Annotated in this window: 18 protein-coding genes and 1 tRNA gene; 10 read left to right on the top strand and 9 right to left on the bottom strand. The window is 41.7% G+C overall.

What is annotated here, in order from left to right; all coding sequences use genetic code 11:
• Positions 1-108: 108 nt before the first annotated feature.
• From L870_RS0107620 to abc-f, 5 genes are all read right to left on the bottom strand, one after another.
• Positions 109-3,546 (bottom strand): glycosyl hydrolase family 95 catalytic domain-containing protein, encoded by a 3,438-nt coding sequence (locus L870_RS0107620; protein WP_028517644.1) that lies wholly within the window; start codon positions 3,544-3,546, stop codon positions 109-111.
• Between the two features lie 303 nt (positions 3,547-3,849).
• Positions 3,850-4,503, bottom strand: coding sequence for a hypothetical protein (locus tag L870_RS0107625; protein ID WP_028517645.1), 654 nt, complete (start codon positions 4,501-4,503; stop codon positions 3,850-3,852).
• 81 nt (positions 4,504-4,584) lie between these two features.
• On the bottom strand, positions 4,585-6,648 hold the full coding sequence (locus L870_RS0107630) for a CotH kinase family protein (RefSeq protein WP_028517646.1): 2,064 nt from the start codon (positions 6,646-6,648) through the stop codon (positions 4,585-4,587).
• Between the two features lie 129 nt (positions 6,649-6,777).
• Complete coding sequence (locus tag L870_RS18490; RefSeq protein WP_051411463.1) at positions 6,778-7,866, bottom strand: MORN repeat-containing protein; 1,089 nt, start codon at positions 7,864-7,866, stop codon at positions 6,778-6,780.
• Positions 7,867-7,906: 40 nt separating this feature from the next.
• Positions 7,907-9,700, bottom strand: a complete 1,794-nt coding sequence (gene abc-f / locus L870_RS0107640; RefSeq protein ID WP_028517647.1) for a ribosomal protection-like ABC-F family protein — start codon at positions 9,698-9,700, stop codon at positions 7,907-7,909.
• A gap of 391 nt (positions 9,701-10,091) precedes the next feature.
• On the opposite strand from abc-f, the gene L870_RS0107645 reads away from it, so the two are divergent.
• The 7 genes from L870_RS0107645 (at position 10,092) to L870_RS0107675 (ending at position 17,448) form a co-directional block, all read left to right on the top strand.
• Complete coding sequence (locus tag L870_RS0107645; protein ID WP_028517648.1) at positions 10,092-11,231, top strand: substrate-binding domain-containing protein; 1,140 nt, start codon at positions 10,092-10,094, stop codon at positions 11,229-11,231.
• A 692-nt stretch (positions 11,232-11,923) separates the two neighbouring features.
• Positions 11,924-11,999: transfer RNA gene (locus L870_RS0107650), tRNA-Thr, on the top strand.
• A gap of 144 nt (positions 12,000-12,143) precedes the next feature.
• Positions 12,144-13,178: an ATP-binding protein gene (locus tag L870_RS0107655; protein WP_028517649.1), complete on the top strand. Its 1,035-nt coding sequence runs from the start codon at positions 12,144-12,146 to the stop codon at positions 13,176-13,178.
• A 4-nt stretch (positions 13,179-13,182) separates the two neighbouring features.
• A complete protein-coding gene (locus L870_RS0107660) occupies positions 13,183-15,411 on the top strand; it encodes a S8 family peptidase (protein WP_028517650.1) in 2,229 nt (742 codons plus the stop codon).
• A 45-nt stretch (positions 15,412-15,456) separates the two neighbouring features.
• Positions 15,457-15,846: a hypothetical protein gene (locus tag L870_RS0107665; protein ID WP_028517651.1), complete on the top strand. Its 390-nt coding sequence runs from the start codon at positions 15,457-15,459 to the stop codon at positions 15,844-15,846.
• Positions 15,847-16,067: 221 nt separating this feature from the next.
• Positions 16,068-16,574: a hypothetical protein gene (locus L870_RS17020; protein WP_037271629.1), complete on the top strand. Its 507-nt coding sequence runs from the start codon at positions 16,068-16,070 to the stop codon at positions 16,572-16,574.
• A 1-nt stretch (position 16,575) separates the two neighbouring features.
• Positions 16,576-17,448, top strand: a complete 873-nt coding sequence (locus tag L870_RS0107675) for a macro domain-containing protein (protein ID WP_028517652.1) — start codon at positions 16,576-16,578, stop codon at positions 17,446-17,448.
• 73 nt (positions 17,449-17,521) lie between these two features.
• Here the strand turns inward: L870_RS0107675 and L870_RS0107680 are convergent, their stop codons facing one another.
• The 3 genes from L870_RS0107680 to L870_RS0107690 are packed head-to-tail and all read right to left on the bottom strand — an operon-like array spanning position 17,522 to position 22,572.
• On the bottom strand, positions 17,522-20,410 hold the full coding sequence (locus tag L870_RS0107680; RefSeq protein WP_037271632.1) for a GIY-YIG nuclease family protein: 2,889 nt from the start codon (positions 20,408-20,410) through the stop codon (positions 17,522-17,524).
• A gap of 1 nt (position 20,411) precedes the next feature.
• Positions 20,412-21,941, bottom strand: a complete 1,530-nt coding sequence (locus L870_RS0107685; protein WP_028517654.1) for an Eco57I restriction-modification methylase domain-containing protein — start codon at positions 21,939-21,941, stop codon at positions 20,412-20,414.
• Positions 21,934-22,572, bottom strand: a complete 639-nt coding sequence (locus tag L870_RS0107690; protein WP_028517655.1) for a restriction endonuclease subunit M — start codon at positions 22,570-22,572, stop codon at positions 21,934-21,936. The genes L870_RS0107685 and L870_RS0107690 overlap by 8 nt, the downstream gene beginning before the upstream one ends.
• 127 nt (positions 22,573-22,699) lie before the next feature.
• Between L870_RS0107690 and L870_RS18495 the strand changes: the two genes are divergently transcribed.
• Both L870_RS18495 and L870_RS18500 read left to right on the top strand, forming a co-directional pair.
• Positions 22,700-23,065 (top strand): helix-turn-helix domain-containing protein, encoded by a 366-nt coding sequence (locus tag L870_RS18495; RefSeq protein ID WP_051411464.1) that lies wholly within the window; start codon positions 22,700-22,702, stop codon positions 23,063-23,065.
• A 174-nt stretch (positions 23,066-23,239) separates the two neighbouring features.
• A complete protein-coding gene (locus L870_RS18500; RefSeq protein WP_051411465.1) occupies positions 23,240-24,643 on the top strand; it encodes an RES domain-containing protein in 1,404 nt (467 codons plus the stop codon).
• A gap of 29 nt (positions 24,644-24,672) precedes the next feature.
• Here L870_RS18500 and L870_RS0107705 read toward each other — a convergent pair whose 3' ends face one another.
• On the bottom strand, positions 24,673-25,824 hold the full coding sequence (locus tag L870_RS0107705; protein WP_028517656.1) for a DUF6076 domain-containing protein: 1,152 nt from the start codon (positions 25,822-25,824) through the stop codon (positions 24,673-24,675).
• 260 nt (positions 25,825-26,084) lie between these two features.
• Between L870_RS0107705 and L870_RS0107710 the strand changes: the two genes are divergently transcribed.
• Positions 26,085-26,450 carry a helix-turn-helix domain-containing protein gene (locus L870_RS0107710; RefSeq protein ID WP_028517657.1) on the top strand — a complete coding sequence of 122 codons (366 nt, stop codon included), beginning with the start codon at positions 26,085-26,087 and terminating at the stop codon, positions 26,448-26,450.
• Positions 26,451-26,911: the final 461 nt, after the last annotated feature.

Consider the following 26,911-nt stretch of genomic DNA (forward strand, 5'->3'; position numbering starts at 1 on the left):
TACTCCCCGTGTCGAGAAACAACTACCTTTTTGATTAGATACGAACGAGCAAGGGTGCGCAGGCTCTGCGCTTTAGGGGCGCACAATTGTGCGCCCCTGATCATATATTCAACCCTTTCCCAACATGAATTTCTGTAATAGCAGCAAGTCTGCTACATTTGATTCGCTGTCGCTGTTCAGATCAGAGTTGGACAGTCCGAGACCGCTGAGCTCTGTCTGTTTGATAAGTGCCTTTCTGAAACGGAGGACATCGAATATGTCCACTTCCCTATCGCCGTTTACATCCCCTGAAAGACCGTAAAAACTGAAATTATTCACATTGAAAAGATATCCGTCGCCGCCGCGGAATACGAGATAAACGTCATGCTCGCCCGTACACTGAGATGTTGCACATTCAAGGTCAATGTATTCGTCCCATCCGTCTGTGGTGGGAACATCGCATTTTCCTATGATATCGCCGTCGGCAGAGCCTAAGCGTATCTCGATAGTGCCGCCGTCTGTTGCACTTGCCGCACGTACCTTGAAGCCCTCTGCTCCGCTTTCAAAATCAAGCTTGCGGAAGACTATATAAGAGCCGTCGGTGATATATCCTATAGCGGTATTTCCGCTGTCGTCCTTGCGTATCTCGCCGCGCATGAAGTTATAGCTGCTGCAGCCGTAGTTCTTATACGCAGTTTTCGGGACAGGCGGTTTGCCGTTATTGCCCCATATCTCAAGCTCATAAACTCTTGCGCCGCCGCTGTTGTCCTGAGTTGAGGTGCGCATTTCCAGCCGCACGTATCTTGCATTGATTCCGCTGAGATTTCTGCCGCAGGAGCTCTTTGTATTGCCGAATACCTCGGTGATATCAGTCCAGCTCTCGCCGTCTGAGCTTGCTTTCAGTACGAAATCTCGCGGGTCGAAGGTGCTTTTTTCGTTGAGACCTGCGAATTTCGCGCTCCAGCGCTGAATATTGCATTCCTCTTCAAGGTCTACCTGTATCCATTCGCCGCCGATGCCGTCAGCGTGATACCACTTTGTGGAAGCATCACCGTCAACTGCCATTTCGGGAGTCTCTCCGTTATCGCTGCCCGAAGCTGTCACCTTTTTGCCGAGAGCAAGGTTTTGCAGCTCTTCGCCGTCAAACTGCAATTCACCGTTAAGGCTGTACTCCTTGCCTGCCTCTGTTTCAAAGCTTATCATCGCGCCGCTGTATCTTACGGTACAAACGCCGCCTGATTTTGAGAGTATAGTCGCATTTTCAAGTCTGCCGTTCTTCCAGTTCATCTCTGTTACTTCAAAGTTTCCGCGCGCGCAGAGTCCGTTTGCGTGACCTGTTGACCACTGCTTGGGAAGAGCAGGGAGAAGTGTTATAACGTCATTCTGACTTTGCAGGAGCATCTCCGCAACGCCCGATGTAAAGCCGAAATTGCCGTCTATCTGGAAAGGCGGGTGTGCGTCCCAGAGGTTATCGTAAAGTCTGCCGTAGTTGTTTACGGGAGTGATAAGGAGCTTTATAAGGTTGTATGCATGAGCACCGTCCTCAAGTCTTGCCCAGCAGTTGAGCTTCCATGCTTCCGACCAGCCTGTACCGTCGTCGCCTCGCGCATTGAGTGATGTGGAAGCACCCTTTGCAGTAGTTGGATTATCCTCGGGAGTTATCTCAAATCCGGGATAAAGTGCGTACATATGGGAGATATGACGGTGCTTTTCGTTCTGATTATCCCAATCCTGTGCCCATTCCTGTATCTGTCCCCATTTGCCGATAGTTTCGGGTCTGATAAGGGTGAGCTTTGAGTTGAGCTGTTCTCTCAGCTCTGAATCGCAGCCAAGTATCTCTGAGGCTTCTGCAACGTCCTTGAAAAGCTCACGGGCGATGCCGTTGTCCATAGTAAGGCTCTGGTCAACGCTGTCATCGGGATATGCAGGGAGATTTATCTCAGGCGATGTACTCGGGCTTATTACCATATACTCCTGACCGTTAATGGTGGCAGGTATCATAAGCTTGTTGAGGAACTGGGCACTGCCCTTGATAACAGGGTAGATGTCGCTGAGGTAGTCCTTGTCCTGAGTGAAGCGGTAAGCGTCATAGAGCATATTTGATACCCATGCGCCGCCTGTGGGCCACTGTCCCCACGCACCGTCTATAGGACCTGTCCTGTTCCAGAGGTCGGTGTTATGGTGGAGCACCCAGCCCTCTGTTATGCCGTAATTCACCCTTGCAGTCTCATTTCCCGCAGCAGCCAGTCCCTTCGCCTTTTCCGCAAATGGTTCAAAGCATTCCGCAAGGTTGGTGGTGAATGCAGGCCAGTAATTCATTTCGTAATTTATATTCGTTGTGTATTTGCAGCCCCATGCAGGAGCGGAGTATTTATTCCATATGCCCTGTAGGTTCATAGGCTGTGCGTCACGTGACGCACTTATCATCATATACCTTCCGTACTGGAAGAGAGTCTCGACCATTTTCGGGTCGTTGGAGCGTCCGAAGTCGGAGATGCGCTGAGGAGTGGTCATCTTCTTGGCGTTTTCGGTATCGCCGCCCAGCTCTATATCAACGCGCTTGAAAAGCTCCTGATAGTCCTGTACGTGGTTCTGATAGAGGGTATCATAGGCCTTTGACTCAGCTTTTGCGATATCGGCTTTTGCATCGCCTTTTTCATCGCCGTTGCAGGTCTTGTAGTCTACGTAGTTTGTACGTACAGACGTGATTATAACTACGGAATCCGCGCCCGAGACGGACACTTTTCCATTGCCTGCGCTGATACTTCCGCCCTCAGGTATGACCTTGCTCCGCGTGGAGTAATAAACTGCACCTCTTATCCAGAGATCCTCGTCGGCGTGACCGTTAGCAACGATAGTGTCATTGCCTTCGGTAGCTACAGTGCCGTTGAGCAGACCGTCATAGCCTGCCGAAAACGATACAGAGCCCTTGCTGTCGCAGGTTATGCGAGTTACCATGACCTGATCGGGATAGCTTACGAAGGTCTCACGGGTATACCTCTTGCCATTGAAGGTGTAGGAGCATCTTGCAACTGCGTCATTCATATCCAACTCACGGGAATATTCCGACACCTTATCGTGTCCGAAGCTGAGCTTCAGTGCGCCTACCTTCTGGTATTTAGCCTCACCTCCGCCTATCATCTGACGGGCAACTATGGAATTGGCGTCGTTGTACTTTCCGCTTTTGATAAGGTTCTGCACCTCTGAAAGATGCGATGCTGCGCCTTCCTTGTTGTTATTGCCGGGGCCCGAGCTCCAGACAGTGCATTCATTCAGGTCGAACAGCTCGTCGGGGTAATTTCCGTAAGCCATTGCACCGATACGGCCGTTTCCGAGAGGGAGAGCCTTGTAGAATGATTCGTCGTTGTTGAATGCATTGTCGGTGTTGACATACCCTGCCATGCTGTTGTAGCGAAGCACAAGATCATCGTCGTGACCGTAGGCGGCTTCTGCTTTGACAGCAGCGATGTTCGGCGATAGTACGGGCAGACTGTCGGTGAGGAACGGCAGCGCCATACAGGCTGAAACAAGGACGGATACGAGCCTTTTGTTTTTCTTTGGTTTCATTCAATCCCAACTCCTTTTTTGCGTATTTTTATACAATTCCTTCTATATTTTGCACAATAATATTTGTGCATCTTTATCTTTTTATTAAATTCTATCACGGAGCACTAAAAGTGTCAATGAAAATAGCTGAAATTCTACGTAATATCCACAATTAGAGTGCTTATTTTGCAAAAAGAGAATAAAAAAAGTCATAATTTTATTTGTGCAGCTTAAATAAAAGAAATGGTGGTATGTTAATTTAACTTTGTAAAAAATATGAAGAAAAGCCCCCTTGATTTTTCAAGAGAGCTTTGGTGCTTTATGTTATTTTTTTAATTTGTGATAATAGCGTCTGCCTGTATAGTACATGAGCTGTACGAAGTCCTTGCCGAAGAACAGGAAGAAATTCGCTATTGAAAGTACGATGAATATGCGGACGTAATAGCCGCCGTTGATAAACTTGTAAACAAGCAGGGCAGCGTCTATGAGACCCAGCCACTTTACTTTTACGGGAAGTACGAAGAATGCGTATATCTCTTCTTCGGGGAAGAGCACCGCGAATGCGAGGAATACGCTGAGATTGAGGTAGGCGTTTGTTGAGAAGCCTGTTATGAAGCCTGCTATTATACAGCCTATGACTCCCGTGAAGTAATAGACGTTGAATTTGAAGCTTCCCCATTTGGCTTCAAGCTGGGTACCCATGAGCCAGTAGAAATACAGAATGAATACCATGAGTATCAGCCGATAATCGGGAGGCATCAGCAGGAATGAAAGGACTCGCCAGACCTCGCCTGCAAGTATCTTTGCGCGGTCGAAGTATATCATATCCAGCAGGAAAATATTGTTATCGGGGTTGGTTGAGAGTATCATATCGGCTATGTAAAATACACCCATTCCGATTATGATATACAGCATCAGGTTTTGTATGGCGAACTTTCCGAATTTCCGTTCGAGCTTGCCGAGAAGCTGGTTGAGCATTGACATTCCTCATTTCTTAGTAGTAAATAGCAGTATAAGTAAGTATATCACGCTCACGGGCTTTCTGTCAAGCAAAAGCTGTTATTTATCCTTCTGTATTTCCAGTATTTCCGTTCTTAAACGACACAGGTCGAACACATCTATTACGCCGTCGCCGTTTTCGTCGGCATTTTCAAGATATACTGTTTTTCCGCTTCCGTGCAGCCATTTTTGCAGCATAAGAAGGTCTGCCACATTTATCTCCGAGTCGTAGTTTATATCTCCCATTTTCGACCTGTCGTTCTTCCAGAGAGAGCTGAGCCAGTTTGTGCGCTTTTCTATGAATTTGCGGACTATATCCACAGACTCGAGGTAAGTTTCACCGCTTGATGAACCGAATACGCAGTATTTCGCGCCACCGTAGGTGTGCCAGAGCATATTATTCATTTCTGCGGACTTGCTGAGCTCATTTGCCATTTCCGTAAGGTAAGGTGAGTCGCCGCCTGTAAGCTTTTTCAGGAAGGGCTCGAAGTCCTTGAAATAGATATCTGCAACTCTGTAATGGAAATCATTGTTTTTGAAGAGCCTGCCTATCCAGCTCAAGCCCTCGGCAGGTCTGCCGCTGTCGGGAGTTGTGAGCGATGAACCGTGTATGGGAAAATATGCGGCAAAGAGGTTGCTGAATGATGATGACCAGCCTGTATTTCCGTCGGAATTTGTCCTTGAAGTATTGAAGTTGTTATAGCTGAGGTCGAAATCCCATGCAGGTGAAAAATGAAGCTTGCCGTCGCCTTTAAGGTCGGAGTCCTTCCAGAAGTAGAAGCTGTTGAAGGTAGCGTCTATATTCACGGATATTTCCTGCACAAGATAAGCCCTTACAAGGGAATCAAGGTCGATATAATCGGTGTAGTGCTTTCCCTTGCTGTTATAGCCCGTATCGGAGTATATTGCGTCCTCAATGTCCTGAACGAAGCCGCGGATATACTCCACCTGCGCCTTTGAGGCGTACTCAGGTCCTTCAATGGACACAGCCTGTCCCCGTGAGGTAACAAAGCCGCTGTCTGCTTTTACGCCGTATCTGTTCCACTGTATAAGCTGCAAAAGATAGCCGCCTGTGATATCCTCGGGATCGTTGGGAATATCGAAGTATTTATAGCTGTTTTCCATATAGTCAAGAGCCGTATCTGCGCCCGCGACCTTACGGATATAGTTTTTCAGGTCGTTTTCGTTAAGTTTTTCGGTCTCTTCTTCAAGATCGGTGATATTTACGCGGTTTTTCTGTATCTGTACCTTTTCGCAGAGCTGATATGTTCCGCAGTAAGCTCCGTCTGCGTAAAGGTCAATGAATACGGAATCCATAGTGTATTCCATGCCTGCGGCTCTGCACATCTCCTCAGTGATCTTATTGCGGAGCATGGAGTGGTCAAGGTAGTTTGATAGGAGTACCCATTTTTTAGCCTTGCCCATTCCGAACAGGTCGGCTTTTTTCGGGAGCTTTATATTATATGGTTTTTTCTTGCTGTAATCCCATGAGGAATTGCCGTGAGAGGTCACCTTTTCTACATTGCCGTCGTATACTGTATTTCCCTCAGCATCGAGCATAAGTGCCTGTGCTGAGACAGTCAGCCAGCGGTTGTTGTAAAGGTCATCGAAGCTTGTATCTTCACTTTGCATGAAGATGCTTCCGCGGTCGGACTGCAATATTTTCAGTATTCCGCAGTCTGTACTCTTTGCTGTTGTCACCTTGAATTCGTCGCTTTTGGAAAGTATATCCGTATCCTCTCCGGACATTACCTTCTCGCCGTTGAGGAATACCTCTCCCTCATCGCAAACATAGTCTATATGCAGCTTTTTACTGTCAGCAGTTGCAGGCAGGAAGATATAATGGCAGTTCTCCCACTCACTGAATGACCATTCTGCATGGTCGATATCCGACTCGATTTGAGGTGACAGATCTGAAACAATAAGGCTGTGTATGGGAGTTTCTTCGTATTTCAGTTCCTTTTCCTCATCGGCGGCGGTTATGCTTTCGTTTATACCTATTACGTCAATATCACGGGAAAAAGACAGCTCCCATGCGGCAAAAGCGGACATAGCTCCCGTACTGAGACAAACTGCGGATGTAATGAAAGATATGATAGATCTTGCTATAGTCTTGAAATACATAAAAACTTCCCCCCTAAAATAAACGTTTCTATATATTAGTCGTTTGAAAACGGAAAAAATCTCACCCTTTTTCAAAAATAACAGAAAATTTACGCAGAAGTATTCCGCCCAAAATGTAAAACTACTGCATCACATCAAAGCCTGTGCAAGAGTGTTGATTATCTCGGCAGCGATCTCATCTGACATATCGCTGTGCTCTATCAAAAGTACTATGGCATTTTTGATTCTTAAATCACAGTTCTGAGTGCTTTGTATCAAAAAATCGCAAGCTCCCGACTCTATGGCAGCTTTTATTCGTCTGCGCTGCTTGAAATGTTTGCTTCCGGGTAAAAGATCAGAAAGGAGATTAACAGCTATTCCGCCTTTCATAAAACATTCACAGCCGTATCTCATAGTAATATCCTTGATTATCACCAGTAATTCAGGATCATAACCTACATTCGTTCGGGGAGAAGAAGCAGTCGGTGCGGCACTCTGCGGAGGGGCGGCATTGACAGGCTTACTTATCAGGACAGCATCGACAAGTCTGTCTTCGACCCAGTATGACTTGTATTTTTCTCCATTTGAGAATGTGACTATTCCGCAGCCGTCTTTCTTGTCATTTTTCCATTCTCCTTCATAGATCGTACCATCGGGTTCTATAATAGTTCCTATACCATCTTTCTTATTATTTTTCCATTCACCATCATATTTTCTTCTGTCAGATGTTATGAGAATGCCATGACCATGAAATTTTATACCTTTGAATCCACCCTCATATCTTAATCCGTTTGGAGCCGATAAAACGCCATAGCCGTTATACTCGCCATCTTTCCATTCACCTTCATATCGCGTTCCGTTTGATGTCGTCAGTATTCCATAACCATTTTCCTTATTGTCTTTCCACATACCTTTATATCTGTTTCCATTTGATGCGATCAGAACTGCATAACCATTTAATTGGTCATCTTTCCATTCTCCGTCAATTTTAGAATTGTCGGACGTAGTAAAAACGCCTTGTCCATTTCGTTTACCGTTTTCCCATTCGCCGTCATAAGTACTTCCGTTATAATCCCTCAGAACCCCATGACCATTATATTTCCCATTTTTCCAGTTGCCATAGTATTTTGAACCGTTTGAAAAATTCATAGTTCCATATCCGAATGGTATTCCTTTTTCTGTTTCTCCATAATATGTGCTTCCGTCATCATATCTTATGAATTCATTGAGCTTACTCATCATATCCCCCCTTAATTTTTCAGAAATACACAAATTACGCTTAAACCATTTCCCCTTTTTCTATTCTTTCGGCAAGGTCGTTAAGGTACACCCATCGGTCCATTTTCTCGGAAAGCTCTGTTTCGAGTCTGTCCTTTTCGTCCGAAAGCTCCTGCAAGCGGACGTAATCCGAGGAATTCTTTGCAATTTCCTTTTCTGTATCAGCAATAGCATGTTCCAGCTTTGCGATATCGTCGTCGATAGTCTCGTACTCACGCTGCTCCTTGAATGAAAAACGGAGCTTTGTCTTGCCGATGAATGTGCGCTCTTTCTTTTCGCCTTTTTTCTTCGGCTTAGAGTCGGTGACTGTATTGTTTTGCAGAGCCTTTTCGGCGTAGTCGCTGTAATTGCCGTTATATCGAGTACACTGACCGTCCTTGAATTCAAGTATCTCATTTGCCATTTTGTCGAGGAAATATCTGTCGTGGGATACCGCGATAACGGCACCGCTGAAGCTTTCAAGGTAATCCTCAAGTATGGTGAGGGTCGTTATATCAAGGTCATTGGTTGGCTCGTCAAGGAGCAGGATATTCGGCGCGGTCATAAGTATTTTTAGCAGATACAGCCTTTTTCTTTCTCCGCCCGAGAGCTTTTCTATCCTGTTCCATTGGAGCTCGGGGGTAAAGAGGAAGCGTTCAAGCATTTGCGCAGCTGTAACGGTACCGTCGGGAGTCTGTACTATGTCGGCGGTCTCACGTATGTATTCGATAACGCGCATACTCTCGTCCATAGACTCGCATTCCTGCGAGAAATAGCCGATATTTACGGTATCTCCCAGAACTATGCTTCCCTTGTCGGGAGCAGTCTCTCCTGTGAGCATTTTCAGGAATGTACTCTTTCCTGCGCCGTTGTGACCCACTATGCCTATTCTTGCATCACGGGAGATGATGTACGAAAAGTCCGTAATAAGCGGTTTGCCGTCTATGGATTTGCTGATATTCTCTATTTCGATGGTCTTTTTGCCCAGTCGTGAGGACACGGACTGTAATTTCAGCTTTTCAGCCTCCACGGGTATCTCTCTGTTTTTCAGAGCCTCAAAGCGTTCGATACGATCCTTTGATTTTGTACCTCTTGCTCTTGCACCGCGGTTTATCCATTCAAGCTCACGCCTGTACAGGGACTTGTTTTTGCGCTCGGCAGCCTCCGCATCGGCTTCACGCTGAGCCTTTACAAGAAGATATTCGCTGTAGCTGCCGCTGCAGGTATAGAGCTTTCCGCGGTCTATTTCAGCTATGCTGCGGCATATCTTATTAAGGAAGTATCTGTCATGGGTTACCATTACGATAGCTCCGCGGTATTTCATCAGCAGGTCCTCAAGCATCTGTGCTGTCTCGTTGTCGATATGGTTGGTAGGCTCGTCAAGAAGCAGTACATCGCTGGGCTGAATGAGAGCGGCTGCAATGCCTGCACGGCGTTTTTCGCCGCCCGAAAGTGTGCTGATATCCCTTTCGCAGTCGGAAAGTCCCATCTTGTCAAGTATTGATCTTGCCTCGTATTCCTTTGAGGAGCGCAGATCATCGGGAAGATGCGAAAGTACCTGCTGTAGTATGCTTCCGTGATCATCGAACTGGGGTATCTGAGGAAGATAGGAAAGTCTTATGCCGTTAGTCCTGATGACTTCGCCGCTGTCGGCTTCCTCTGCACCTGCAAGTATCTTCAGCAGGGTGGATTTGCCCGTACCGTTTATGCCGATAATGCCCACTTTATCCCCTTCGTTAAGGAAGAATGAGATGTCATCGAGCACCTTTCTTTCCATGTATGTTTTTGATATGTTCTGAGCTGTTAATAGTATCACAGATCTCGCTCCTTAGCTTTTTTGAGAGTTTTTATAATCAACGTATGCTCAAATTCACTGTTTTTTAAAGAATTTGCGCTCCCTGAACAGAGTTCAGGGCAATAACCGCCTGACGGCGGTTAAAGAGTACACATTAATTATATCATAACAAAAAAACGAAATCAATATAAATGTCTTTTGTCGGAATGTCATAAATTTATTATTGTTCAAAATAAGTTAAATTAGTATATAAATTTGCTGTATTTTGCAAATCTATCTTATACAATCCGCCGAATAATCCGCAAACATCTTGACATCGCCGGACGATATGTGTACAATTAAAATGTAAATAATAATTGGCTTATTATGCAAATAAGTAAAAAGGATATTAAAATTCCAAGGGGGTAATATTATGAAAAAAGCAATGGCAGCTATCCTCTCTGCTGCAATGTTAGGCACTCTTGTATCCTGCGGAAACTCTAAAAATGAAAGCAAGGAGTCAGAAAATAATTCAAGCAATGCAGGAAAAACCATAGGCATTGCTATGCCTAATCAGAACCTTGACCGTTGGAACAGTGACGGTGAATACCTTAAACAGAAGTTTGAGTCGGCAGGCTATAAGGTCGAACTCACTTTCTCAAGCGGCGATGCTACAAAGCAGAATAATGACATTATAGGCATGATAGACAATGGCGTTGATCTTCTTCTTGTTGCGGCTGTTGACGGCAGCAGACTCTCAAAGACTCTTGATGCGGCTAAGGAAAAGAATATTCCTGTTATCGCCTATGATCGTCTTATAATGGATACAAATGCTGTTACCTATTATATTACATTCGATAATGAGAGCGTTGGCAAGATGCAGGGTGAGTATGTAAGGGACGCACTTTCTCTTGATACGACAGACGGTCCTTATAATATCGAATTTATAGCAGGCGATGCTAATGACAATAACGCAAAAGTATTCTTTAAGGGCGAATATGAGGCTCTTGAAGACTATATTGAAAGCGGCAAGCTGAATATTCTTTCAGGCAAAAAGAAGTTTGAAATGGTCACAACTCCTGGCTGGAGTACGGAAAATGCTGAAAAGCATATGAAAACTATCATTAAAGATTATTATTCAGACGGCGAACAGCTCGATGCTGTAATATGCGCTAACGATTCAACTGCTCTCGGCGTGATCCAGGCTCTTGAGTCGGGATATAACGGCAAGGCTCCTGTTATAGTTGGTCAGGACGGCGATGTTGCTAATCTTAAAGCGATCGTTGACGGTACACAGGCAATGACTGTTTTCAAGAATGTTAAAGACGAAGCAGGTGTTGCTTATGAGGTATGTAAGACTCTGCTCGACGGAGGAATACCTGCTGCTGATTTTGTTAAGACTCTTCCCGTAGATGTAAAATATGATTCCGATGCTTACAACAACAATGTTAAGTACGTACAGTCATATATTCTTGCACCTCAGCTTATAGATGAGGATAATCTTCAGCTTCTGGTAAACGCAGGACTTTACAAATGGGACAGTAATAATAAGTACCTTGAATCAGCAACTTAAAGACAGTATAAATATGTTTATTGTATCAGGCATCTCCGTGTTATGTTCGGAGATGCCTGATTTCTGTATTTTTATCGGATATTTTGGGGAGTTCAGTGGACTGCTCCCACATATTCAGATTTTTATTTGCGTTGCTCTTGACTTTTTTTCAATGATATTATATAATTATATTGTTGTCAAATTTGATATGCTTGTGTAGCACAGTTGGTAGTGCAGCTCATTTGCTGAACAAACGACCGCTGCCTGTGGCAGATGAAGGGAGTTTGTGAAGGGAAGAAATATGGAGAAATGCGAGTGTATGCGAGCAGTACGACTTATTTCTGACCGACAATGAGCAGGTCGCACAGACCTGCATAAAAAATAATAGAATATGCTTGTGTAGCACAGTTGGTAGTGCAGCTCATTCGTAATGAGCAGGTCTCGGACTGAAAATAAAGCGACAGCCGTGCAGCACCTTACAAAATTCAAAAATTTAATATGCTAGTGTAGCACAGTTGGTAGTGCAGCGCATTCGTAATGCGCAGGTCTCGGACTGAATATAAAGCGACAGCCGTGCAGCACCTTACAAATTTAAAAATTTAATATGCTAGTGTAGCACAGTTGGTAGTGCAGCGCATTCGTAATGCGCAGGTCTCGGACTGATTATAAAGCGACAACCGTGCAGCGCCTTACAAATTTAAAAATTTAATAATGCTAGTGTAGCACAGTTGGTAGTGCAGCGCATTCGTAATGCGCAGGTCGCCCGTTCGAGCCGGGTCACTAGCTCCAAAGAACCGCTTAGGATTACTCCTAAGCGGTTCTTTGTTGTTTGACTGATTAGGATAAAATCATATGCCTGATAATTTTTGTCCCAAAACTATTGACATTTGTCCCAAGGTGATATATAATATAATTGAATTGGAGGTTGTTGTTATGAAGAAGAAGAATATATTGAACCTCATAAAGTATTATTCTGATAAAAATGATGTTGGTTTTAGAAATGAGGCGTATGAAATCGCTAAAGATTTTGATGCAAGTGGAGACTATCAATTAGCAGAATATATTATGGCACTTCTATCAAATGCAAATACTTTTGTTCCGCAAATGAACGAAATGGAAACAGGATTTTTAGAGAAAGTAGCTATAAATAATGAGCCTCTTCCTCTTCCAGAGCAGATTCAACAAGATGTAATTGGAATTATTAACGCCATTAATCATCGAGTTGGCGTTAATAAGTTCCTGTTTGAAGGGATGCCGGGAACAGGAAAGACAGAAACAGTAAAGCAGATTGCAAGAATACTTGAACGAGAATTATATATGGTTGATTTTTCATTAATTGTCGATAGCAAACTTGGCCAAACGCAAAAGAACATTTCTGAACTGTTTAGTGAGATTAATAACTTCTCTAATCCAGATGCGGTTATTATTCTTTTTGATGAGATTGATTCAATAGCATTAGATCGGACTAATTCTAATGATTTAAGAGAAATGGGAAGAGCTACTTCAGCAATATTGAAAGGCTTAGATAATCTTGATGAACGTATAGTAATAATTGCAACCACAAACCTTTATGGGCATTTCGACAGAGCGTTGACCAGACGTTTTGATTCTATAATAAGTTTTGATAGATACACAAAAGAAGATTTAGTTGATATTGCGGAAATATTGCTAAATGATTACCTTAATAAATTCAGATTTGCGGGAAGGAATATCCGTTTATTTAAAAAGATTATTTCTTTGATGAATCCATTGTTGATGCCAGGAGAATTGAAGAATGTCATTAAAACCTCAATAGCCTTTAGTAATCCAGGCGAAGAGTATAATTATCTCAAAAGAATATACCAAAACATAACTAATAACTCAGAATTAGATGTTAAAACCTTAAATAGTCAGGGGCTTACTGTTAGAGAAATAGAAATTCTCACAGGTATTTCTAAAAGTCAAGTTGCAAGGGAATTAAAGGAGTGAGTACATGAATCCTACATTGCAGTTAAAAGGAAAATTCGAGCATAAACCTAATCCCAATAAACCTGGAGCCAGAAATATTCCAAAAGGAAGAAAGGTTGATTCAAAGCATTTGTCTGAACTTATAGAGCAATTAAAAGCTATTGCTGCATATTGGCAAAAAGACAGAACTATAGGCGGAATCCTGCTCAGTGTATATTATATTGATGTAATAGCCAAAAGCAATAGGATCAATTCATTGTTTAAAAAAGGGAAAATATCATCTAACGATACAATCAGAGGCTCACGTTTTGAAGGAACTCCTCAAAAGCATGTGTTTATTCACTTCATAAGCGAAGAAGTATTATATGAAGCTATACGCAAATTATCTATCGTAAATTCGTATATAAAAAATAAGTATAATGGTTGTATTACTCACGATATAATTGATACTATTAACAATAACGAAAAAGTTTATGAGTGTGAAGATATCAAAAGAAGTGTATTTGTAAATACACTGGTTGATGCTTATTATGTTAGTAAATTTGCAGTTGATACAAAAGTTGAGGATGTAGAAGAGGCTGTAATAATATCTCTGTATAAGACCAATATCTCTACACGTGATCTTTTAGATAGAATCGGTATTGATATGGCCGAAACTAAAATGATAGATGATCAAACTTTAAGAGTATCACCAGAGGATTTTGCAAAACTCAAGATGAACGTGCCTTATCTAATATCTATGAAAGTTGTGGATATGAGAGAGATTGCAAAAGAAGATATATTAGGATATGATGATTTTGAACCATTATCCATACCAGATCCATCAAACGAGCCTTTTGTAGGCGTTATTGATACTCTCTTTGATGATAGTGTTTATTTTGGCAAATGGGTTACATACAAAAGAATGATTTCCGATGATATAGAAGTTGATAGTATTGATTATGAACATGGAACTGCGGTTTCTTCAATCATTGTTGATGGGCCTTCATTTAATAAAAACTTGGATGATGGTTGTGGAAGATTTAGAGTTAAGCATTTTGGTGTTGCAACTCACGGAAGATTCAGTTCATTTACAATAATGCGTAGCATTCGAGAGATAGTTAAGGCAAACCCTGATATAAAAGTCTGGAATTTATCTCTTGGTTCCGCATTGGAGATCAATCCTAATTACATGTCTCCTGAAGCTGCAATTCTTGATGAATTACAAAGCTTATATGATATAGTTTTTGTTGTAGCGGGAACAAATAAAGGCAGCAGAACAAAGGAAACAATGAAAATTGGTGCCCCTGCTGATTCACTTAATTCTTTAGTGGTTAATGCGGTTGACTTTAAGAATAACCCCGCTTCATATCATCGAGTAGGTCCTGTTCTGTCTTTTTTCAACAAACCAGATGTAAGCTATTATGGCGGTGATAAAGGAGAATGTATCACAGTCTGTTTACCAAATGGTGAAGGAAAAAAGATAGGCACATCATTTGCAGCTCCATGGATAGCACGCAAGCTTGCTTTTTTAATTTATAAAATGGGTTTCAGCAGAGAAATTGCTAAGGCATTGATAGTTGATTCCGCAGCTGGATGGAATCGTCGAGATGATACTACACACTCTATAGGATTTGGAGTTGTTCCGGTTAGAATTGAGGATATTGTTAATACACCTGACGATGAAATTCGATTTATAATGACTGGATTAACAGAATCATATGAAACCTATACCTATAGATTACCAGTGCCATATGAAAACGATGCTCATCCATATTATGCACGAGCAACTTTATGCTATTACCCGACTTGTTCGAGAAATCAAGGTGTAGATTATACTGACACAGAAATGGATATTCATTTTGGAAGAATTCATTTAAGTAAAGGCAAGGTTTCAATAAAGTCGTTGAACAATAATACGCAAGGTGATTCGTCCGGAGCTGGTCTATATGAAGGTGTCGCAAGAACTCTTTATCGCAAATGGGACAATATCAAACATATTAGCGATCAAATAAAAAGCAGAGCGATTCCAAAGAAAAAATATGAAGCAGGTATGTGGGGACTTAGTATAAAAACTAAGGAACGGCTGAAATCAAAGCATGACGCTCCTATGCCATTTGGTGTAGTAGTAACATTAAAGGAAATGCATGGAAAAAACAGAATAAATGATTTTATTCAAATGTGTCAGCTTAATGGATGGATAGTCAATCGTATCGATATCGATAATAGGATTGATATTTATAACGTTGCTGAGGAAGATGTAGAATTTGAATGATTTGTGTGATTCCCGTTGTAAAATGTGATATGAAAGGAGAGAAAAGTGAATATTATTTTTAAATTTATATTTGAACGAATAACTGACCCTCTCGGTTTGCCAATTAACGCCTCTTATGAGTATATTATTCTTGGCATTATTGGATTGCTTGCATATGGTGTTTCGTTTATAAAAGTCGGAGATTTTTATCATAATGGCTTGATTCGCGGCAAAACAGCAGGTTCTCTTTGTCACTGGCTTCTTAGAGGGGGCTTGTTTGTTTTGCTGTGGTTTGCTGTGTATTGTATTGTTCAAGCATACTTTTGGATTGTTTTAAATTGGCAAAAACTTCTTTTGATTGGTGGTAGCATTGTTGGCTTATTTACACTTGGCATAATAGGTGTTTTCACTGTGAGATTTATAATAAATCGTAAAGGAAAAACACCTTCTTGTTGAACTGTAGATAGATCATTTGAGCATAAATAGTTATTTGAAGGGTCAAGGATTCAATCTTTTTGAAAATATTAATCGCTATAGAAATGTGGGACAAGTATAATAAGCACCTGACAAAAACATCATGCTGAAAACGAGCCATTTTACGATAATGCACTGCTTGGCGAGACATATAATTAAAAATTACATAATAAAAAATGATTATACATAGGAGGTAAATATATATGAGAGATTGTACATATATTGCAGCGGATTTTGATCATGATAAAGAGGCAGTTAATGTAATATATCAAATGAAAAGCAAAGGCTATATTGTTTTAAAAGATGCTCATCAGCTTCAGCAGAGCAACGATAGCAGTTTAGCCTGTTCAATAAAAAAATCGCTTAAAATGAGAATGGATGCTTCCTGCAAGTTTGTATTGGTCGTAGGAAATCATACTGATACTGTATCAAAAGGTGGATGCCAACTGTGTTCAAGCTATAATAGCTATACGTCTTCTTGTGCAAGAGGATATTCTGTTGACTATCGTTCCTTTATAAAGTATGAATGTGATATGGCTGTAAAAGCAGGAATAAAAATCGTTGTATTATACAATAGTTTTAAAGTTGATAGAACCTTATGTCCTGAAGCTGTACGGTATATAGGAACTCATTGTAAAATGTGGTATCTCGGTGCTGACGGAAAATATTATTGGGACTATAATCGTATTGCTCAAGCTATAGGTGGTTAATATGAAAAGAATTTATAAGTGGTATACAAATTTATCAAAGCGGTTAAAAGATAGTTTTGTTATTTCAGTTTCACTTGTTGGATGTATTTCCACATTTTTGTCAATTATAGGTATATCACTTGCCGATATCCCATGTACAAACATAATTATTAATAGCATTCTTGTAATGGTAGCAATTCTTATCATAACAATTGCTGCATATATAGTAATAGGACGACTATTCAAGGATTCTATAGAGCTTTCGATAAGAGGAAACTCAGTAACTATAAAACACGGTGATATTTTTAAAGAAAATGGTTATAAAATAATAGGATGTGATTCACATTTTGATACGAGAGTGGATGATATTGTTATTACAAAATCTTCACTTCACGGTCAGCTATTTCTTAACCACGGTATAATCAAAGATATAAATAAAGTTGTTGAGCAAAAAGCTAAAGTATTAGAAATTCCAGCAAACGAGAAAGGCTTATATGATTTCCCTATTGGAACTATTATTCGATATGATAGTCAAAGAGATAGACAAACTTATTTGATGATAGCAATGATTAATAATATAGAGGAAGCTGGGCAATACAAAGCAACTACATCTATGGCAGATTATGAAAATATGCTCATGAAAATGTGGAGTGGAATTGACGCTACCTATGCTGCAAATGACATCGTATTACCGATTTTAGGAACAGGAATAACTCGTTTTGAAGATGGTCCGAAAGATGCAACGTCATTACTTAGATGTATGCTCTGTACGTTGAATAGTAGTGGTGTGACATTAAATTCAAACATCAAGATTGTTATCTATGGTGACAAAAACGATATTCCATTATATGAGTTTAAGAATGTATATCGAATGATACCAAGTTGTAGCAAGTGATTCTTATTGTTTATATTGTCATTTGTTTGAAAAAGCTGCCATATACGATTATGTATATAGCAGCTTTTATTCGTCATACAAAATCAAGAAATCCCTTAGTAAAGGCATCAGGAAGCAAGAACTGTTTCTCGCCGTCCTTGAAGTGAACTATAACATATTTATTGGACTTATACTTTTTTACAACAGTGCCGACACCGAACATCTTATGTGACACCTTGATACCGACTTTGACTTTTGAAACATCGAAGGATTCGGCTTCAGTTTTCACAGGAGCAGAAGGCTTCTTAGGCTTACTGTCAGGAGTATGTATGCCGTACTGTGCAGTAACAAGCTCCTGTTTTGGTGGAGTTACAGTAACGGCAGCGGCAATAGTGTCTGCTGGAGACTCATTGCTTTCAGGAGCGTCCATAGTTGCCTGCTGATTATAGAACAGTTTCTCGTATTCCTCTCGGCGGATGACAGTATCCCAACCACCGATCTCGTCGCTTTCGTGCTTATCGATGCCTGTATAAACAAGGCTTGCGTCCTCATAACGCTTGAACTTGAATATTGCATCATTCATGAGACTTGCGTTGAATACGCCTATGGAGCACAACAGCTCAAAGTCCTTGACATCAAGTCCTGTGACTTTTTTGAAAAGTCCCGGTTCCAGTTGAGTGATAACATCTTTCAGCGAGCGCTCACGATAGTCGGTAAGGTACATAAATACAGGAACACGGGTAGCAAACTTGATGAGCTTCTCCTGTATCTGCTTGCGAAGTGACTTGTATTCCTTTTCCTCGTCGGTAAGCTCTTTTTTCTCCTTGGGAGTGAGCTTGTCCGTACCTTCCTTCTTGGCTTTTTTGACAGCTTCGGATTTGTTTATGATTGTTTCAATATCCTGATTAAGGCTTCTGAATCCCTCGATACGCATAAGTGCATCGAGGGCATCTTTATTATTGATAAGTCTTTGCAGCGTATCATTATCAACATTTACAAGCAGAGCCGACTCCCAACGCTTGGCGAGAAGTGTTGCTGATGTACCAGCCATGGCGATATCAAGTACATCCTGTGCATTGATAGCTTTCATCGTCGAGCCGTCATAGGCAAGGACAGGAAGAAAGCTGATGAACTCCGCTACCTTCTTCTCGGGATTTGACTCGTCCACGTTCAGTCGGCAGGAGTAGTCTGAGATCTGACGCAGTGCACGGTCAAGGGCGAAATCGAAAACATAACACTCGCGTTTCATTATCTCAGCCTCGCCGTTTTCGGCAGTTATCACCCAGGGCGACTGAACTCTGAATGCCGCCTGGAAGTAAGTTTCGGGACTTTTAAGGTTGCGCAGCATGAATATGCCTGTCCACGGTTTTACAGTAACACCGGTGGTCAGCTTGCCGCATGAAAGCGTTATTGTTTTTGTTTCAAGCGGATTTTTCATGGAACTTATAACAGGAGCAACGGCGTCCAGTCCTATTCCTGCTTTTGAACCTGCACAGAGGTTAATCTTATAATCGTGATAGAAGGCGTTCTGCTTTTGCTGCAAGAGATTATACATAGCCTCGCATGATGCAACATTAGGCAGGAACCACAGCGTATGCGACAATACATTCAGCAGTCTTGTGTCGGAATACGGCATAGGCGGACGCTTATCCTGTCCGAGCTTCAAGTCGTCGATACTGGAGGGAAGATATGCACCTCGCACCAGATCAAGCCACTTCTGGACCTCGTTTTCATATACAAAATGTGCTTCCGCACCCTTGCCTTTTGCGGAGAAAAATACATTGAGGTCGAACTCGTTGAACTCTCCCTGCTGTGCGATCTGGCGGATACTCTCTGGAATCTTATAGGTCATAAGAACCATTCTCGGCAGCGCAAGATAGGGATTGCCCGAACCTTTCCACTCATGCTTTGCACGCTGTTCATCGGAGTATGTCCAGTTATAGATCTGATCCTCGATGAACTCGCCGCTGTTTATTGCACGGAACGGCGTACCCGACAGGAACAGGTAATGTCCCGTAGTTATGGGGAGAAAGCTCTCGTTGTAGGCATTGCCTGCTTCCTCCTGCTGGTACTTCTCCATGTCGAAGTCAGCATCAGCCTCGTCGTCGGGATTTTCAAACAGCTTCTTGGCATTCTCACGCCATGCACCGAAGTGGTACTCGTCGAAGATAATAATATCCCAGTTATCGGTATGTATAAACTCATTTTTCGCCTTGATACCGCCGTTCTCGTTAGTGCCGAGCAAGTCCTGGAACGAGCCGAAAACAACGATAGGCTTCGACTTATCAGCCTTGCGGTAGGCGGTGTCCATGTCGATCTTATTGTTGTGAGCGTCCTTGTTGGAGATGAACTGCCAGCCTTCAAAGTCAACATGAGTCACAAGATCTTCGTGCCATGCGGACTCCACCGCAGGCTTGAATGTTAGTACAAGTATCCGCTTGAATCCCATTTTGCGGCAGAGCTGATATGCGGCAAAGGTCTTGCCAAAGCGCATTTTAGCGTTCCACAGGAACTTCGGTGCACGGTCCGGTTCATCAGCTTTCGCCTTTCGGAAATACTCCATTGTACGCTTTACGGCGATGTGCTGTTCGGGACGCATTTTGAAATCAAGAGTACGCTGAGTATCAGCTATCTCGCCTGTTCTAAGCTCTCGGACTGCCGCCTTTACGTCGTCAACGGAGCAGCCGTACCACTCGTTATCGTCCTCGCCTTCATAGAGCCTGTGAAAGCCGTTTCGGCGGAGTATAGCGTGAATGTCGTGGTCTGTAAAGCACGAACCGTCGGGACGCATCGCCGAATCCGACCACAGGATCGTGTACGGAACGCCGCTTGTGTGCATTATCTCACGGATACGGGTTTTTACGTCACGGTCGGTGTAGCCGACCTTTATGTAGCCGTTGTGACTGGCAACATCATTGAGCCGAAAAGCATATATGGAAGGTGCTGCCGAGGGGCGCTGAGGGAAAAATTCCTGTTCGATCATATTATTCACCGCCTAATTCCATTGGCTTTATCATTGATTCTATAAAGTCTATTTCTTCCTGTGTCAAGCCGTATTTTGCATATAATTCTTCATCTGTCCACGGCTTGGAAAAATCTTGCATTGGGACGAAAGGAAAAACTATCTTTGATAAACCAAATCCACTTATACATAACAACATAAGGAATCTTACAAAATTTGTTTTCAAGTATGATAATACATTATCTGCGTATATTCTATCGTCATATCCGCCGATTATAAAATATGAGTGTGTGCATACTTCTTTAGGAGATAATACTTTCATTGATGCTGGTATTATTCTAAATTTGCCGTCCTTTCCCGGTTCTCCAGCGTGTTCAGCACTTGTTTTACTTACAAGGACTTTATATTTATCAATTGTATCAAAGCCTTTTGTTATGACGCTTCTGCTAATATAGCTTATACCGTTACTTGCATGAAGAATCAAATCATCGTCAGATTGCGGTTTATCTGCTCCTCTGTAACTGGTTGATAATCCATAGGGCATCAATGAACTGATAATATTTTCAAATTTTTCTTCTTTAAAACTTTGTATTTTATGTACGATAGCGACTGCACGGTTATACCTTACCAAGACAGGAAACTCATTCAGAGGTCTGACCATTGTATCGGTTTCATCATTTTTGATATTTGTGAATTCACAGTCGCTCTCTCTGTCCTTCTCCCATAAGAAATAACAAACACCGCCGCTTACGCTTAACCCTTGGAAACAATCCTTTGAATTGGTGTAATCAACAAGTTTTGTTATATGTCTGTCGTTTATCATATTATCACGGAATGAATCAAGTCCCATACCACCTGAAAACCAGCGTGATGGAATTATCATAGACATATACCTTGGTTTCATTTTCTTTGCACTTTCAATGAAAATATTGTATAAGGGTTTTGCCTGCTTTCCGGCACCGTCAGTATCGAGTGCATACGGCGGATTTGATATAATAACATCGAACTTCATATTAAAAATTTCCTCTGGTTTTATAGTATGTATCCACTCATAGGCATGAGTTTCAAGCTCGTCACCACGCTCGTACTGGCTCTCGGACGCTCCGCAGTAAACGCACTTGCCCTTTCCCCATTTGTGGCTGATTCGCTTGAAACGGATATTGCCCTGTGCATCGTCAAATCGGCTGACGGAATAATTGCTGTTGGGATACTTGCTGCAATAAAGTCCGCGCCGTGACAGCAGGCTCGTCAGCTCCGTGATAGCGATACCGAAAAGCTGCTTATGAAAGATGTGGTCGATACGCTCCTGCAAATCGGGGAACTGCGGTTCAAGTCCCTTGATGAGCCGCTTGGCTGTCTCACGGAGAAATACTCCTGTTTTACAGGCAGGATCGAGAAATGTAGTGTCGGGATCAGAGAAAAGCTCCTGCGGCAGCATATCAAGCATCTGGTTGACAACCTCTGGAGGCGTGAAAACTTCATCGTTGGAGAGATTCGCCAGACACGACAGTACATCGGGATTGTAAACGTTTTCAAATAGTCCTTCAGCCATTTTCACCTAACCTCCTGTAATGACAAATATATTTTTGCAGGAACGTTCCCTCACTTCCGCTGATACTGAGCTGAGCCTCGTCCTGACTTAGCAGCTCCGCAAAGGTATAGTCGCTCCGCTGAATGTTTGCTCCTGTGATGAATGCCCACTCCGAAAAGACGATAGGCTCATCGGTATCGTTGCAGTTTTCATCAACACAGCACAGCGTGAGAGCGTTTCCGCAGACAATGTTGCGCTCCAGTATAAAGCGGATAGAACGGTGCATATCATCACTGCACTCGCTCTTGCACACCGACTTGTACTGCTTTGCCCACAGCTTATAGAGTCGCTCACGGCAGGCGGCAACGTTATCCGCCAGTATATCGACTCCGTAGAGACTGCTCACAGCCAGCAGGGAGTTCATTTCATAGTCAATGGTGCTCCGCCTGTACTTCTTCCGCACAACAGCTAATTTGCGGCTCAACACCTCTGCAAGGAAGTTTCCGTCACCGCAGGCAGGTTCGAGAAATCGGCTGTCAATACGCTGTGTTTCAGGCAATACAAGGTCGCACATGGCTTTGACTTCACGCTCAGCCGTAAATACTTCTCCGTGGTCGGCTACACGCTGCCTGGATTTTACTTGTTTGTTCATAATTATTCCTTTATAGAATTTTTATCTATTTATTTGAATAAATTTCATCTATTATTCTACAATTATATCATAATATAGAATTAAATTCAAGTTTCACACTGTAAAATTTTAATGTGAGGAAAATTCTATGCATGAACCGTATGATTTTGGAATAATACTGAGAGATCTTAGAAAAAGTAAAGGTTATACGCAAAAGCGCCTTGCAGATATGCTTGGTCTGTCCGTTACAGCAGTCAGTAAATATGAGATAAATCAGTCATCTCCGCCTCTCGAAACACTTCGTGCCATTTCAAATATCTTCAATGTTTCTATTGATGAACTGTTGGGAACTGAGCAGCGAGGCAAACTCTCAACCACAGGGCTGAGTGAAGAGCAGACTGATATAGTCAGAAAGCTCATTGCTTCGTTCCGAAATAATTCGTCCAAAAATAAAAAACTCTCCCCCGAAAGCTGTCAGCTTCTGGGAAAGATCGTTGAGGAGTTGTCTAAGTAAAGCAAAAGCCGCAAGGGATTTTAAGTCTCTTGCGGCTGTTTATATTTACATTTTTATATTGAAAACTTGTGCTTTTTAAGTTATAATAAAAAAGCGTTATCGATATATCATACATTCTTTGTTTGGAATAAACACTCTGATAAAGCAGATATAACAATTAAAAGGAGAAACACAATGAAATCAAATGATCCAATTTATAATTTTATATTTTCACATAAGCTTCCTGTTGCACGTGGAGAAAAGCCAGTAGCTGGATACTTGTGCTCATATTACGATGAATTTTTTACTGATTTGACAATTGCTTTACAGCAAACTGCCAATCGTGAACTGCGTTCCGAGTGTTATGAACTACTAAAAAATAATTTGCATATAATCAAAAATCTATGTGATGATATAATCCTCACATTTCATTATTATGACAATGGAAAAATGTCAGAACTTCATGTTCATTTTTATAACATGATGCAAAAAGTTGAGAAATTTATTACAGCGAGAAGTATCTGTGATAAGCGGTTTGATTGGTATAAATCGTTATGGCGCATACGGCAGGGAAGTGAAAACTATGAACGAAAAGAACTATTTCACATACCAATGGATAAGAGACAAAATATAAAATCATATAGATACAGTATTTCGGGCTATCCCTGTTTATACCTTGCAAGCGATCTGGAGTTATGTTGGTATGAGTGCGGTATGCCCAAAGAGTTTAGCTATTCTTTTTTCTCCATAGATTTGAAAGAAAATGAGAGCTTACACTTTATTGATTTTTCAACTATTCCGGCAGAATTGATTTCATCGGTAAAACTTTGGTATCTGAATCATCCTAATAATTCTGATGATATTGATCGTTATATAATGAAATACTTAGTTTTATTTCCGCTTAGAGTCGCTTGTTCATTGATGGTAGAGAATCGCAATGTCAGTTTTGTTGAAGAATATATATTTCCACAACTTCTTTTGTTATGGATAAGAGAAAATGAGAATTTTGACGGCATTATTTATAGGTCTTCTTCAATTATTAAAACTGCTCATAACCTAAATGCCGTTAATGTAGTGATGCCAGCCAAAGATCTTGAGAATAATTATTCTATGCGATTAAATAACGTGTTTAAAATGACTCAACCCGTAAAGCAGACTGTTCGCAAAATTACTCAGGAGAATGTTAAAAAAGAAGATATTGAAAAAGTGAATGATTATATTACAGGCTTAATTCAAAATGATAGCTTAAGTCATACCATCTCACCTTTTAATGAGATTAAAGCCTTATGTCAGGACTTCATCAATTTGTATAGTATTTTAGCATCAAATAATTATGTTAATCCCGAAGGTGTTTATCATTCAGTTGAGACATTGATTCTTATGACTGATTTCTTTAATGATAATCTAGATGCTGAAAAAGAGAAATTCATTAGTAAGCAGATAGATTTATATCCTGATTACAAAAAAGGAAAAATTAATGAGTCGTATGACAAAGCAATTGCTGTCTTTAGAGAAGATATTATGCCATTATTCTCCAAATTGAGAATTCGTATAAGAGCAGATGTTGATTATAACTCAGCCATGTCTCCGTTGTCATAAAAGCGGAATATGCGAGTAATTAATAAACGTTATAACTTAATCAGCCTCTGATACTCCTCGATATCCAACTCGCCATCGGCAGCTTTAGTTCGCAGTTGAATAGCATAGTCGCCCCACTCTGCAAACTGTGATTTGCTCATTTTCTTTTTCATATAGCGAGCGTAGTGCTGCTTGTATGCGCGGTTGTATATTTCCCACACAGGATCACTCTTTATCTTCTCCTTGAAGTTATGGCTCATTGCATTATCACGACAAGTTTTCGGAGGATTGCTACTGACAAGACGCTTGCAGTAGTGTGAGAAAGTGGTGTGCTTCATGATGAACCAGCGTCCGCAGTTGCGGCACTTGACAGGCATGAACTTTTCTTCGATGCACTTGAACAACTCAAAATACAGAAAGGCTCCCAGCGATGTGAAACGGTATGTCTCACAGAGTATGGGACCTTTTTTTGTTTCGATAACCGTGTGCCCCATGCACATACTGCCGCTTGAAACAATACTTGTATAACGCTGAAAAGTATCAATTACTTTTTGAGTTGTCGGGTAACTGTTGTGGTCACAAAGCTCGTCAACGAACGGCATAAAGATTTTCTTGACGCGGATAATGTCCTCGATAAAAGTTGAGAATTCATTTGTCATCTGCTCGATACAAGTTGTAAAGTCAGCAGCGTCTTTTCTGTTCTCGTAGTTGCTGAAAACTTTCTTGCTGTCAAATTCGTAATCAGATAACGCTCTCAGCTCGTGCAGTTCTTCCGTGATATACATTTCCTCATAGGACACAGGAGTACTCTCTGCGTTGACAAAGTGTTCGTTGTAGTCATCGACTTCAAACTCCGAGTCCTCATAAAATGGCTCATCAAAAATGTCGTTGTAGTACGCGAACAGATTTCTCAGCAGACCGTGTCTGAAATGTTTTGTGTCGTAGGGCGGAAGTGACTTCGCAATATCCATGATGTTGTCGTATGTAAATTCTATTTCCTGTGCGCACTTGCCTATGTCAGCAGGGCAAAATAAGGAACTGATGTTCAGTTCAGACTTTGCACGTTCACATACGTCAAACAGTTCACCTAAGTCATAAAAATTCATTGAAAAATAGCGCAGAAGTATCTCTCCGAGCGGATAAACTCTGCCGTCGGAAAGATATATTTTTCTGTCATGGTAGTGTGCTTCTATCTCAAACATAATAACTCCTTTCAGAAATAGTGTTCTATTTCATCAGAGCGCATAACACTGCGTTTTGCTTTGAAAACAGCTATATAAATAGCCAGAAGCCAAAAGTTTACAATTTATTCATAAAAATAGATTATAGATTGAACTCGGTAGAGATAGTATACTATATCTATTGACTTTTGTCAAGAGAGCGTGTATACTGAACACAGTTAAGGCGTCCGGACACTCTTGACATCACAAGTAAAAACTCGAAACGCGAAAGGAAGATGTAGATGAAAGATTTGAACGTTATCAACTGCACAGCATACTCTAACGGAATCAACTCTCCGCTTGAGTATCTCAACATCACTACGCCTGCCGAGTTCAAGGTGGTGATGGAATTACTCTGTCACTATGACGATGAAAAGAAAAGTGCGTCAATAAGCCACACAGGTATCGCAAGAGATACAGCGATGTCGGTGAGCAATGTTGAGCGTGCACTGAAAACTCTTGCACAGAAGGATATCATTCGTATCCGTCACAACTATGCAGGCAACGGTCGTCAGGTCCAGAACTCTTACGAGGTCGCATTCCTGAATTATGACATGGACGAGGACAAGCTCCGCGACGCAGAGTTGGCATTGAAATTTAAAAGTTAATTGTCATAGGGGCTGTGTCATGATGTCATAGGCTTATATATTAAGTATACAAGATAATATATTATTATAGCTAAGAAGGAAGATATATATTACATGATAATTATAAATCAAGTAAGCGCTTTTTCTTCAGCTATAACATCTGTGACAACAGCATATAAGGAGCGTTTATCTGAAACACGCGCAGAAAGCCTCGAGTTTGCCGTCCTCAAAAGGGAAATAGTATAGTTACCCCACCGCTCGCGTTGAACGCGATTGTCGCGCAACGTGGAGCGAGTGTGGGGATAATAGTGGTATCGAAAAAACGAAAGAGTTGGAGGTACGGAAGTCGGTCCGCAAGACCGGCAAGCATAGCGGTTGGCATTCCGCCTGCCGCTGAAACGGGAGAACCCGTGCCCCTTTCCAGTTTGCAGGTTAAAATTCGGTCGCATGAGCGCCCGAATGCTCACATCGGACGGGCAAAG

The sequence above is a fragment of the Ruminococcus flavefaciens ATCC 19208 genome, assembly GCF_000518765.1.
Lineage (GTDB): Bacteria > Bacillota > Clostridia > Oscillospirales > Ruminococcaceae > Ruminococcus > Ruminococcus flavefaciens.